This window comes from Pseudomonas izuensis (genome assembly GCF_002356535.2).
GTDB classification, from domain to species: Bacteria; Pseudomonadota; Gammaproteobacteria; order Pseudomonadales; family Pseudomonadaceae; genus Aquipseudomonas; species Aquipseudomonas izuensis.
In genome coordinates this window covers 4,180,585-4,193,610 of the sequence record NZ_AP017423.2, presented here as the reverse complement: position 1 = coordinate 4,193,610, position 13,026 = coordinate 4,180,585, and the positions used below count along the sequence as shown (strand labels likewise).

The following is a 13,026-nucleotide window of genomic DNA, read 5'->3' as shown; positions in this document are numbered from 1 at the left end:
CAGGTGCCGGCCGTTTTTGACATCCAGTCTGGTACATGATCCGACAGTTGCAACAAAGGGTGAGGGCCATTCATCCTTTTCGTTGCGCCAGGCGGTTTTTCCAGACAGGAAGCTACTCGCAAAACATCCGGCATCGCATAAAAAAGGCATAAATTCGAACGTTCCGTCTGCCGCTACCCCGATCCGGGAATCAGCAAATTATCTGCGCACAAACCTTCAAAAATCGCACATCCATACAATCGCCGGCTCCAACACACCCTGAGAATGCACACTCCCAAACGTATTCGGAGAAGTGTCATGGCAACTGCAAAAGCAACACCCGGTAAAGGCCTGTTGGATCCATCCAACCACGCTCTGATCCTGATCGACTTCCAGTCACAGATGTCATTTGCCACCAAGTCCATAGACGCCGTCACCCTTCGCAACAACGCTGCATTGATCTCCAAGGCCGCCAGGGAGTTTGGTGTTCCGGCGATTCTTACCACCGTCGCCGAAAAGAGCTTTTCAGGCCCCATGTTCGAGGAAATCACCTCGACGTTTGCTGGCCAGGCGCTCATTGATCGCACCAGCATGAACACCTGGGAAGACGAGCGGATCGCCGTCGAAGTGAACAAGATCGGTCGCAGTAGAATCGTGCTTGCCGGTCTCTGGACGTCGGTCTGCATCGTCGGCCCTGCGCTCTCGGCGCTCGAGCAAGGGTTCGAGGTCTACATCATTTGTGATGCCTGCGGTGACGTTTCGGATGAGGCTCACGAACGCGCCATTACCCGTATGGTCCAGGCAGGCGCACGGCCAATGACTTCGCTTCAGTACCTGCTGGAACTGCAGCGCGACTGGGCCCGAAGCGACACCTACAACGAAACGGTGAAGACCTCCATCGCCCATGGCGGCGCTTATGGTCTGGGCTTGATTTACGCCAAGACGATGTTCAACGCCTCGGAAGGTCACTGATCTGATTTACGCCTCATTCCGCAGGGGGATGAGGCGCACTCGGGTGAGTTGTGCGCTCGGCAGGAGTTGCCGGCTTGCCTGACGACCGTATCGGCTCGCGGGCGCTGGCAGCCCCGGAGGTCGCAATGAGCATTTTCAATGCCAATGAAGTGGCCACGTTAGTCGTTCGGCACCGAGCCCGGCAGGGCAGTGAGAGCGCCTATGAAGACTGGCTGCGAAAAACCGTCAATACCGCCAAGGGTTATGAAGGGCACCTTGGGGTGGATGTTTTTCGCAGCCATCAAGACGGTGTTCATCTCTTCACGAGCGTCCTGCGTTTCACCTGCACGGAGAAGCTTCAAGCCTGGCTGGACTCCGACGACCGTCGTTTACTGGTGGCCGAGGTGCAAGACCTGCTGGCCGATGGCGATCAACTGGAGGTCAGCCAGGGTCGCGAGTTCTGGTTCACGCCCGATACCGCCCAGGCGCCACAGCCGCCGCGGTGGAAACAGGCTTGCATTACCTTTTTGGTCATCCTTCCGCTGTCATTGATTGTCCCCTTGTGCTGGGGCCTGTTGTTCGCACGGGTTCCGTGGCTGGGAGGGTATGTCCAGAGCAATGTGGTGATCACGCTGACCATCGTCTTGCTGGTGGTGTACGTGTTCATGCCGCCTGTGACCCGTCTGTTCGCACCCTGGCTCAGTGGTGATAAAGGCAGGGAGCGTCGGTGAAAACCGGCGCACCGCGAATCGGCAGGCGCCGGCTGGCCGGCGAAGACGGCAGCAAGCATTGCATCGCAAACGCTGACAATCAGGAGGCACCATGAACGCTGATTTGATCATGATCAATGGCCGCTTTCACACCGTTGATCGCGAGAAACCCACGGCCAGCGCCGTGGCTATCAAAGACGGGAAATTCATCGCGGTTGGCAATGACGAAGACATCATGGCCATGCGCGGCAGCGCCACCCAGGTCATTGACTTGAATAAGCGCACAGTGATTCCCGGGCTGAACGACTCCCACCTCCATCTGATCCGGGGTGGCTTGAATTTCAATCTGGAACTGCGTTGGGAAGGCGTGCCTTCGCTGGCGGATGCCCTGCGCATGCTCAAGGCACAAGCCGAGCGTACGCCCGCGCCACAGTGGGTGAGGGTGGTGGGCGGCTGGACGGAATTCCAGTTCGCCGAAAAGCGCATGCCGACCCTGGACGAACTGAACAAGGCCGCTCCCGACACGCCGGTATTCGTCCTGCATTTGTATGATCGCGCGCTGTTGAATCGTGCCGCGTTGAAAGTGGTCGGCTACACCCGCGATACGCCCAATCCGCCGGGAGGGGAAATTCAGCTAGATGCCAATGGCGATCCGACCGGCATGCTGATCGCCCGCCCCAACGCGATGATCCTGTATTCGACACTGGCCAAAGGCCCGACATTGCCGCTGGAATATCAGGTCAACTCGACACGCCAGTTCATGCGTGAGCTCAATCGGTTGGGCGTCACCAGCGCCATCGACGCGGGGGGTGGCTTCCAGAATTACCCCGACGACTACAAGGTCATTCGCGAACTGGCCGATAAAAACCAGTTGAGCGTACGCATCGCTTACAACCTGTTCACGCAAAAGCCCAAGCAGGAGCTGGCGGATTTCAAGAGCTGGACCAGCCTGGTCAAGCCCGGCGACGGCAACGATTTCTTCCGTCATAACGGTGCCGGTGAAATGCTGGTGTTCTCTGCTGCCGACTTCGAGGACTTCCTCGAACCGCGCCCCGATCTTGCGCAGAGCATGGAGCAGGAACTGGAACCTGTGGTTCGCCATCTGGTCGAGCACCGTTGGCCCTTCCGGCTGCATGCGACTTACAACGAATCCATCACGCGGATGCTCGACGTGTTTGAGAAGGTCGACCGGGACATTCCCTTCAATGGCCTCCCCTGGTTTTTCGATCACGCCGAAACCATCACCCCTGAAAACATCGAGCGCGTCCGGGCGTTGGGTGGCGGCATCGCCATTCAGGACCGGATGGCGTTCCAGGGCGAGTATTTTGTCGAGCGCTATGGCAACAAGGCCGCCGAGCACACGCCACCCATCCAGCGGATGCTCGCCGAAGGCGTACCCGTGGGCGCCGGCACCGATGCGACCCGGGTGTCGAGCTATAACCCGTGGACATCGCTGTACTGGCTGGTCAGTGGCAAAACCGTGGGCGGGATGACGCTGTATCCGCAAGGTCTGTCACGGGATACCGCGTTGCAGCTGTATACCCATGGCAGCGCCTGGTTCTCGTCGGAGCAGGGCAAGAAAGGGCAGATCAAGGTCGGTCAACTGGCTGATGTCGTGGCCTTGAGCGCCGATTTCTTCAGCGTCGAAGACGAAGCGATCAAGTGGATCGAATCGGTGTTGACGGTGGTGGGAGGCAAGGTCGTTTATGGTGCCGGTGAGTTCGACCAATTGGCACCGCCCGCGCTGCCGGTCATGCCGGACTGGTCACCTGTCAGCAAGGTTCCAGGGCACTGGAAGCCTAATGCGATGGCCGCTGTCCGGGCGCACCAGTGCAGTGGTCCTTGCGCCGTCCACTCACACAGTCACGAACGGGCCCGGTTGTCGTCTGTGCCGGTGAATGATTTCAGAGATTTCTGGGGAGCCTTCGGTTGTTCCTGTTTTGCATTCTAGGGACGGGAAACGGACGGGGCGAATTTCAGTGGAGCGAATCATCATGCTGAGCAACATGACGATGAGTGACGAGCATCGCAAATCAGTGATCCTGGACTATTTCAGGGCCTTTGATAACGGCGGTGTCGCCCCCGATGGCCGCCATATCCTGGAGCTGTTTTCCGAAGACGCACAGGTTTATTTCCCCAAATGGGGGATCGCCACCGGACGTACGCAGATCGCTGAATTGTTTGCGGACTTGAGTGCGCGGCTGATTTCAATCACCCATGACTACGCTCATTTCAATTGGGTTTTTTCCGGTACGGATGTCGTTGTGTGCGAAGGCACAAGCCACGGCGAGCATGTGGATGGCGCGTGGTGCGCCGGCAATCCGGACTGGGCCGCCGGCTATTGGTGCGATGTTTTCGAAGTCCGTGACTGGAAGATCCATCGTTGTTTCATCTATCTCGATCCGGATTACGCAGGGCAGGACTGCTTGCGTTATCCCTGGTTGGCGAAACCGATTTGAGGCCGGCAAACATGTCTACGACTGATATTGAAACGACAACCACCGCCACCGATGTTGCACTGTGCTGGCTGCGCATCACCGGGTGCCTGCTGCTGTTGTCCGTGCATGGCCTCCCCAAGCTGCTGCATTTCGACCACGAACTGGGGGTGATCGAAGACCCGTTTGGCCTGGGGAGCTGGTTGACCTTGTCACTGGCGATTTTTGCCGAAGTGCTGTGCCCGGTGTTTATCGTCCTGGGTGTGCTGACGCGCCTTGCGACCTTGCCGGTGCTGTTTTTGCTCGCGGTATCGGTGATCTGGGTGCATCCGGAGTGGAGCCTGGCCGAAGGGCAGTTTGCCTGGTTGTTGCTGATCGTCTTCTCGACGATTTTTGTCGCGGGCCCCGGGCGATTGGCACTGGGAACCCGCTTGGCGCATCACTGGCCGTTGCTGCGTGAACTATAGTCACCTGACGTACGGCCTTGCGAGACACTGGTCAGGGCAGCGGTTGCAGGCTGGTCTTGAAGGTCGTGACTACACGGTTACGGCCTTCGTGTTTGGCGTGATACAGGCGTTGATCGGCTGCCCGCAGAATGGCCTCGATGGTGTCGCCGTCGCGGCCCGATTGGGATACGCCGATGCTCACGGTGACCACGGTAGACCGCTGCAAGCCATGAAAAGAACTGTTTGCAACGCTGCTTCGCAGGCGCTCGGCGATAACATGCGCGCCTTCGAGTGACGTCTGAGGCAGCAGTATCATGAATTCTTCCCCGCCTACACGGGCGACACCGTCATACGGCCTGATCGAATCGAGGCATTTCTCCACGAAACTCTTGAGGATGTCATCGCCCACCTGATGCCCGAAGCGATCGTTGATGGACTTGAAGTTGTCCAGATCGAGTGCAAGTACGGAAAACGGCGCAATGCCGCGTTTGGTCCGGCCGATTTCGACTTCGACCCGCTCCATGAACCGACGCCGATTATCAGCGCCTGTCAGTGGATCGGTCGCCGCCAGGTGCCCGAGTTCCTGATTGGTGCGCTGCAGCTCCTGCAGGGCGCTCTCGGTATACGCCATCGCTTCGGCAAGGCGCACCATCAACTCCTCCTGGCTGTAAATCTTCGAGAACGACCGCGTGGTGAGGAACGCTTGCACCACCCCATAGCTCAACATGAAGAATCCACCGGCGAAGATCGCATGCGCGAGCCACCACATATGGTTCCACGGACGTGCAAGGATGAAGGCAAGGGATGACAGTGCGAAAGCAGAGACCGAGACGACAAAAATCATCATCAGCGGCGAACGGATACGGCGCAGCAAGAGTATTGCCACGGTCAACGCGGAAAGCACGAGGGCACCACCTTCCATCGAGAGGCGCACCAAGGGATTGCCGGCGATCGGCGAATTCGCGACGTATGCCACGGCCACGTTAACCAGCAGGAACAGTCCTATCCAGGTCAACCACGGGCGGGCCTTCGTTCGTTGCTCCTCGGTATCAGGGGGGCGGTGGTACGACAGCATTCCGACCAACAACAGAATCGACATGACCAGTCGAGAGGCCGGTCCATACAGCAGGAAGAGCCAAATATTGGTGTGTGCTTGCCCGGTGAACGCGCCATGCAACGCGTAGATGATTACAAAACCGAGAAACCCGAGGGTCATCCAACGCAGCAGCGGATCGCCCGATGACTGATAGCAGCGCCAGGTTACGTAAGTCACGAACAAGCCTTCCAGGGTAGCTGCCGTGATCGCAATGATATGGAACAGGTGATTCTCGAATAGCAGCGTAGGGTCCTGAAACAAGTACAGGTAGGCAATCAGATAGGCCGGAACAAACGCGAATCCTGCGAGCAGCAGGTAGGCGTAAACCTTGACCACGAGGCGAACGGCTTCAGGTGACTCGTCGGTGACGATGAGATTGCTCATGGTTCCCTCCCATTTCAAATCCGTTGAGCCAGCACCGGTCCGGTGTTGGCGCCGCCTGCACGCCAACGGTCCCTCGAAATCGTTACGCCAATAGGGGATGGACCGATCTATGGCATTTCAATATTAGACTCCCTGTCAATTTCTGCTGCACCAGCAGGTAAAAATGAATCGCCCGAGGTTTCCCGGGCGCCGGCGAATGACTGTATTTGGCCGAACCCTACCGATTCGAGTCAGCTGCGACTGTTTGAGTCAGGCGGTAAAGCCGAACAGGCGTTTTGGGGTTTCCCAAAGAATCTGCTGGCGGTCACTGGCATTGGGGAACATCTCGCCGAAGTTGGTCAGAACGGTGCCCAACGCCATGCTTTGACGCGCGCGCAGGAACGGCCAGTCCGTGCCCCACATGCAGTTTTCGGCCGTGAACGCCTGCAGCAGTGCCCGTTGGTAGGGCTGGGCATCGGCATAGGGGAAACTCTGCCTGGAGTATTGCGACAGCCCGGAGAGTTTGACGAAGGTGCGTCCGTTGCTCGCCAGGGACAGCAGTGCCTGGAAAGCCGGCTGTTGCAAGCCGGCACCGACATCGGGCCGGCCGGAGTGGTCGATCAGCACACGGGGACGCGTGCGCTCAAGCAAGGGCAACAACGCCAGCAGTTGATCGTCCTTCACCTGGACCTGGGCATACAGCTCCAGCTCGGCCAGGCGCCCCATCAGGGTGTCGATGTTCAGAAAACGCTCGGGGCCCAGCAGCGCAGCATTGAGCGCCACGCCGACGACACCTTGGGCCTTGTACTGCGCGAGCGTCTCGCTGGTGACGTCGTTCGGCACCACCACCACACCTTTATGCCGGCCCTTGTGGCGAGCCAAGGTGTCCAGCAGGCAACGGTTGTCATAGCCATAGGCAGAGGTCGGCTGCACGATCACTGAATGGCGAATGCCATAGGCCTGCATGACCTGTTCGTAATACGCCGCCGGGCCGATCTCAGGCCCTGCCGGTTGGTAGGTCGCGTCAGCGGGATAGGGGAATTGGGCAGGGTCGATCACGTGATGGTGGCAATCGATCTTCGGTTGCGACAGCAGATTGAGCAGTTGGGAATCCATGGCCGTGCCTGATGATTGATCGGTGCTTTCTTTATCTGCGCTCTGCTTGTTATTGCGTGAGGCGGCCTGGCTCAGGATCGGCATACCGAGCGCGGTGCCGGCTGTGAGCACAACGGAGGTTTTCTGGAGCAGCGAGCGGCGGGAAAAACCGCTGTCATCGAGACGCGTGGCCATGTTCAAACCCTTGTTTTTATCAGTCAGTGCGGCAACAGGGAGTCCATCACCGCCACCCCTTCAAGGCAGTAGCGTCGACCTTAAGGCAAGCGCTCGCCCAGCGTCGTTTGTGAAGTCTTTAAGCAGGTATCGATTTTAGTTATGGGCACCTGTCCGATAAACAAAACAGATACCCGATTAAGGATTTCCCAGAGGCGGCGCAGTCACCTGCGGCTTTAAAGTCACGCTCATCGTTCGGCTATCGGGTGGCCTCTGGCCCGTACCCATCCCCAAGCCGTTCGGCCTCTCGACAACAATAAGAAGGTGAAACCATGAGTCACGAAACGGTCGACATCAAGGCGTGGATCGATAACCGTCCGGTTGCCAGGTATCAGTGGCTCATCATGGGCTTGTGTTTCTTCATTGTTTTATTCGATGGCCTCGATGTGGCGGTCATGGGCTTTATCGCGCCTTCGCTGATTCAGGATTGGGGCCTCTCCAAGGCCGCCTTCGGCCCGGTCATGAGCGCGGGCATGGTCGGGCTCGCCATCGGTGCCCTGACGGCCGGCCCTTACGCCGACCGTTTGGGACGCAAAAAGGTGCTGCTGTTTGCCGTGAGCGGATTCAGCGTGCTCAGCCTGGCGTGTGCGTTCGCCCGCAATCCTTATGAGCTCGCGGCCCTGCGCCTGTTGACCGGCGTGGCCCTGGGTGCGGCGATGCCGAACACCACCACGCTGCTGGCCGAATACCTGCCGGAGCGCAACCGTTCGCTGTTTATTACCCTCATGTTCACCGGTTTCAACATGGGCTCGGGGCTGGGTGGCTTGTTCGCCGCGTGGTTGATTCCTCTGCACGGCTGGCAATCGGTGTTGCTGGTCGGCGGCATCCTGCCACTGGTGTTGTTGCCTTTCCTCTGGTTGCTGCTGCCGGAATCCGCACGTTTCCTGGCGGCTCGCAATGCGCCCGCTGCGCAGATCGCCAAGGTACTGAACAAGCTCGGCGGCCAATTCCCGGCCACCACACGCTTCACCCTCGCCGAAACCCAGGCTCAGCACAAAGCGCCGGTGCGCATGCTGTTCACCGAACGCTATCGGACCGGCACGCTGGCGCTCTGGTTGACCTATTTCATGGGCCTGCTGGTGATCTACCTGACTATGGGCTGGATGCCGACCTTGCTGCGTGAGGGCGGGCTGTCCATTGAACGGGCGGCGACCATTACCGGCCTGTTCCAGATCGGCGGTACGGTCGGGGCGATCGTGGTCGGCTGGATCATGGACCGGCGTAATCCGAACGGTGTCATTGCCACCTCTTATGCATTGGGCGGCATCTCTATTCTGCTGCTGGGGGCGTTCAGTCTGGAGTCGAGCCTGCTGGCGGTCGGCGTGATGGCCGCGGGTTTCTGCATGAGTGGTGCACAAACCGGACTCAACGCGTTTGCACCCGGCTACTACCCGACGGACTTTCGCGCCACAGGCGTGAGCTGGATGCTGGGCATCGGTCGTTTCGGGGCCATCTTTGGTTCTCTCATCGGGGGTGCGGTGCTCAGTCTCGGGTTGGGCTTGCCGTTACTGTTCGCCCTGTTGAGCGTGCCGGCCTTCATCGCCACCCTGACGATCCTGGCCAACGGTCATGCACGGCGCCGGGTCAGCCAGACCCTTGCGGCGCAATAATTTTTCTAGAACACAGGAACTCATCATGGCACGCATCATCGGTGGCCTCGCGGTATCCCACACTCCCACCATCGGCTTTGCCGTCGATCACGACAAACAGAATGAAGCGGCCTGGGCGCCGATTTTCGAAGGCTTCGAGCCGATCAAAGTCTGGCTGAAGGAGCAACAACCGGATGTGTTGTTCTACATCTTCAACGACCACGTGACGTCGTTTTTCTTCGACCACTATGGCGCGTTCTCCCTCGGGGTCGATGAGCGTTACGAGGTGGCAGACGAGGGCGGTAACCCGCGTTTGCTGCCTGCGGTCGGCGGGCATGCGGCGCTGTCGAGGCACATTGGCCAAAGCCTGATGGCCGATGAGTTCGACATGAGCTTCTTTCGCGACAAGCCGCTGGACCACGGCTTCTTCTCGCCCATGTCGGCGCTGTTGCCTTGCGATCCAGAGTGGCCGGTGGAAATCGTGCCGCTGCAGGTTGGCGTGTTGCAGTTCCCGATCCCCAGCGCCTTGCGCTGCTACAAGCTTGGCCAGGCCTTGCGCCGGGCCATTGAAAGCTATCCAGAAGACCTCAAGGTGGCGATTGTCGCCACCGGTGGCGTGTCCCACCAGGTGCATGGCGAGCGCTGCGGTTTCAATAACCCGCAGTGGGACGAGCAGTTCATTGATCTGTTGGTCAACGACCCGGTACGCCTGACCGAAATGACCCATGCCGAGTACGCCACCCTCGGCGGCATGGAAGGCTCGGAGGTGATCACCTGGCTGATCATGCGCGGCGCCTTGTCGGCCACGGTGAAAAACCTGCATCAGGACTACTACCTGCCGTCCATGACCGGCATCGCCACGCTGTTGCTGGAGAACCAGGATCGACCAGTGCCGGCGGATGTGAACGCGCGGCACTTGCAGCATATGCAGCACCAGTTGGCCGGCATCGAGAAACTGGAAGGGACCTATCCGTTTACCCTGGAGCGCAGTGCCAAGGGCTATCGCCTGAACAAATTCCTGCATCGCATGATCGAGCCGCAGTGGCGTCAACGTTTTCTCGATGCCCCGGAAGTACTGTTTGCGGAAGGCGGGTTGAGTGAAGAGGAGCGCGAACTGCTGCGACGTCGTGACTGGCGCGGATTGATCCAGTACGGGGCGATCTTCTTCGTACTGGAAAAACTCGCGGCGGTACTGGGGATTCCCAACTTGCAGGTCTACGCGGCGATGCGTGGGCAGAGCCTGGACGAGTTCATGAAAACCCGGAACCAGCAGGTGCTCTATTCGGTGGCGGGCAAAGTACCGCGCTGATTTGCAATTGCCTTCGCGAGCAGGCTCGCTCCTACAAGGGATGGCGTCGTACTCAAACCCTGTGTACGACGAAGACCCCCTGTGGGAGCGAGCCTGCTCGCGAAGAGGCCATCACATCCAATATCTATGCTGACTGACCCACCGCCTTCGCGAGCAGGCTCGCTCCCACAATGGGCTGTGGCGGAACACAAATTTCATCAGCAACGCGAACCCCCTGTGGGAGCGAGCCTGCTCGCGAAGAGGCCATCACATCCAATATCCATGCTGACTGACCCACCGCTTTCGCGAGCAGGCTCGCTCCGACAATGGGCTGTGGCGGAACACAAATTTCATCAGCAACGCGAATCCCCTGTGGGAGCGAGCCTGCTCGCGAAGAGGCCATCACATCCAATATCCATGCTGACTGACCCACCGCCCTCGCGAGCAGGCTCGCTCCCACAATGGGCTGTGGCGGAACACAAATTTCATCAGCAACGCGAATCCCCTGTGGGAGCGAGCCTGCTCGCGAAGAGGTCATCACATCCAATATCCATGCTGACTGACCCACCGCCTTCGCGAGCAGGCTCGCTCCCACAATGGGCTGTGGCGGAACACAAATTTCATCAGCAACGCGAATCCCCTGTGGGAGCGAGCCTGCTCGCGAAGAGGTCATCACATCCAATATCCATGCTGACTGACCCACCGCCTTCGCGAGCAGGCTCGCTCCCACAATGGGCTGTGGCGGAACACAAATTTCATCAGCAACGCGAATCCCCTGTGGGAGCGAGCCTGCTCGCGAAGAGGCCATCACATCCAATATCTATACTGACTGACCCACCGCCTTCGCGAGCAGGCTCGCTCCTACAATGGGCTGTGGGGGAACACAAATTTCATCAGCAACACGAATCCCCTGCGGGAGCGAGCCTGCTCGCGAAGAGGCCATCACATCCAATATCCATGCTGACTGACCCACCGCCTTCGCGAGCAGGCTCGCTCCCACAATGGGCTGTGGCGGAACACAAATTTCATCAGCAACGCGAATCCCCTGTGGGAGCGAGCCTGCTCGCGAAGAGGCCATCACATCCAATATCTATGCTGACTGACCCACCGCCTTCGCGAGCAGGCTCGCTCCTACAATGGGCTGTGGCGGAACACAAATTTCATCAGCAACGCGAATCCCCTGTGGGAGCGAGCCTGCTCGCGAAGAGGTCATCACATCCAATATCTATGCTGACTGACCCACCGCCTTCGCGAGCAGGCTCGCTCCCACAATGGGCTGTGGCGGAACACAAATTTCATCAGCAACGCGAATCCCCTGTGGGAGCGAGCCTGCTCGCGAAGAGGTCATCACATCCAATATCCATGCTGACTGACCCACCGCCTTCGCGAGCAGGCTCGCTCCCACAATGGGCTGTGGCGGAACACAAATTTCATCAGCAACACAAATCCCCTGTGGGAGCGAGCCTGCTCGCGAAGGCGTCGCGTCAGTCACACAGCTGCTTCTCTTGTTCGCTGATCACCCGGCGAATCACATCCATCAACGCCTGCGCCACAGGCGAGTGCAAACAGCCATTGCGATACGTCAGGCCGATGGCGCGGGTGGTTTGTTTCAGTTCCAGCGCCAGGATGCACAACTCGCCCGAAGCAATCTCCTGTTCCAGCTGGTGGGCGGACACTGCCGCGAGCATGTCCGAGCGCAGCAACAACCCCCGGATGATTGCCATGTCGGCGCTTTCCACTACCGGTCGTGGCGGCGCGATGCCGAATCGGCTAAAGCACTCATCGAGCATCCGCCGGGCTGGCGAGCCAGCACGAGGCAGCACCCATCGGGCGGCGCCGAGTTCATCGTGCTGGGGCGTTTTCGAAGAGAGCGGATGACCACGTCGCGCCACCACCACCATGTCCTCTGTGAGCAGTGCTTCACCGGTCAGGTCGCTGGCGTAAGTGTTCGAACGCAACGCACCAAAAATGAAATCGACATCGCCGGCCCGCAACTCGGTTGCCAGCAGATCGAACGGGCTTTCATTGGTGATCACCTGGATTTGCGGGTGCTCGGCCACCAGCCGCACGATGGCTTCGGGCAGTATTTGCGAGCGACCCAGGGGCAGGGCGCCGACCTGCACCACGCCTTGCAGGGTGCCGCGGATGGCGGTGATGTCCGTGTCGATGTGGCGCAATTCATTGAGCGCCCGGCGAATCGGGAACAGGATTTCCTGGCTGACGCGCGTCGGCTGCAAACCCCGAGGGGTACGCTCGAAGAGTATGTGGCCGCAGCCGTTTTCCATGACCTTGATGGTTGAACTGATCGCCGGCTGGCTCAGGCCGAGGAGGCTGGCCACGGTCTGCATATGACGGGTTTCACAGAGTTTGACGAACACTTGCAGGCGCCGGGCCTGGAACAGATACAGCGGTTCGACCGGGCGCTTGTCCGCCGCGCTTAACAGTCGTGGCACGCTTTCCAGTTCCGCCAGTACCCGTCGCGCCCGCGGCAGCAATCGGTCACCGTAATCGGTCAGGCGCATACCGTTGGCGTGGCGTTCGAACAGCGGCACATCGAGCCGGGTTTCCAGCTCGCCAATCGACCGAGTCACTACTGACTGTGCGCGGAACAGCACCTCGGATGCCTTGGAAACGCTGCCGTGATCGGCCACCCGGACGAAGGCTCGCACTTGCATCAGGCTGGGGAGTTCACTGGATTCCATGGGCGCTCGGACTCTGCAGATCGGTGTTTGAACCGGACTATGCCGCTGCCCCGTTCGAGTGGCAATAAAAAAAACGCATGGCTCCAACACTGCAACGCATTACTCCGCCGGCGGGTCACGATGCGATGCTCTTTCGAA

The 13,026-nt window shown here is 59.3% G+C and carries 10 protein-coding genes; 7 read left to right on the top strand and 3 right to left on the bottom strand.

The genetic code is table 11. The annotated features are described in order from the left end of the window. The first annotated feature begins 297 nt into the window (after nucleotides 1–297). From LAB08_RS18315 to LAB08_RS18295, 5 genes are all read left to right on the top strand, one after another. A complete protein-coding gene (locus LAB08_RS18315) occupies nucleotides 298–951 on the top strand; it encodes a hydrolase (protein WP_096510371.1) in 654 nt (217 codons plus the stop codon). Between the two features lie 125 nt (nucleotides 952–1,076). After that, the gene (locus LAB08_RS18310; protein ID WP_096515321.1) at nucleotides 1,077–1,661 is read left to right on the top strand and encodes a putative antibiotic biosynthesis monooxygenase; all 585 of its coding nucleotides are present in this window, start codon (nucleotides 1,077–1,079) and stop codon (nucleotides 1,659–1,661) included. A gap of 91 nt (nucleotides 1,662–1,752) precedes the next feature. Further along, nucleotides 1,753–3,591 carry an amidohydrolase gene (locus LAB08_RS18305; RefSeq protein WP_096510372.1) on the top strand — a complete coding sequence of 613 codons (1,839 nt, stop codon included), beginning with the start codon at nucleotides 1,753–1,755 and terminating at the stop codon, nucleotides 3,589–3,591. Between the two features lie 43 nt (nucleotides 3,592–3,634). Further along, complete coding sequence (locus LAB08_RS18300) at nucleotides 3,635–4,099, top strand: nuclear transport factor 2 family protein (protein ID WP_096510373.1); 465 nt, start codon at nucleotides 3,635–3,637, stop codon at nucleotides 4,097–4,099. 11 nt (nucleotides 4,100–4,110) lie between these two features. Continuing rightward, nucleotides 4,111–4,542 carry a DoxX family protein gene (locus tag LAB08_RS18295; RefSeq protein ID WP_096510374.1) on the top strand — a complete coding sequence of 144 codons (432 nt, stop codon included), beginning with the start codon at nucleotides 4,111–4,113 and terminating at the stop codon, nucleotides 4,540–4,542. A 31-nt stretch (nucleotides 4,543–4,573) separates the two neighbouring features. Here LAB08_RS18295 and LAB08_RS18290 read toward each other — a convergent pair whose 3' ends face one another. Both LAB08_RS18290 and LAB08_RS18285 read right to left on the bottom strand, forming a co-directional pair. Continuing rightward, complete coding sequence (locus LAB08_RS18290) at nucleotides 4,574–6,001, bottom strand: diguanylate cyclase (RefSeq protein WP_096510375.1); 1,428 nt, start codon at nucleotides 5,999–6,001, stop codon at nucleotides 4,574–4,576. 249 nt (nucleotides 6,002–6,250) lie between these two features. Next, nucleotides 6,251–7,270 (bottom strand): amidohydrolase family protein, encoded by a 1,020-nt coding sequence (locus tag LAB08_RS18285; protein ID WP_172901587.1) that lies wholly within the window; start codon nucleotides 7,268–7,270, stop codon nucleotides 6,251–6,253. Nucleotides 7,271–7,581: 311 nt separating this feature from the next. Here LAB08_RS18285 and LAB08_RS18280 point away from each other — a divergent pair, with 311 nt between their 5' ends. Next, nucleotides 7,582–8,919, top strand: a complete 1,338-nt coding sequence (locus LAB08_RS18280; RefSeq protein ID WP_096510376.1) for an MFS transporter — start codon at nucleotides 7,582–7,584, stop codon at nucleotides 8,917–8,919. A 25-nt stretch (nucleotides 8,920–8,944) separates the two neighbouring features. Beyond that, nucleotides 8,945–10,207 (top strand): gallate dioxygenase, encoded by a 1,263-nt coding sequence (locus tag LAB08_RS18275; RefSeq protein WP_096510377.1) that lies wholly within the window; start codon nucleotides 8,945–8,947, stop codon nucleotides 10,205–10,207. A gap of 1,463 nt (nucleotides 10,208–11,670) precedes the next feature. Here the strand turns inward: LAB08_RS18275 and LAB08_RS18270 are convergent. After that, on the bottom strand, nucleotides 11,671–12,888 hold the full coding sequence (locus LAB08_RS18270; protein WP_096510378.1) for a LysR family transcriptional regulator: 1,218 nt from the start codon (nucleotides 12,886–12,888) through the stop codon (nucleotides 11,671–11,673). Nucleotides 12,889–13,026: the final 138 nt, after the last annotated feature.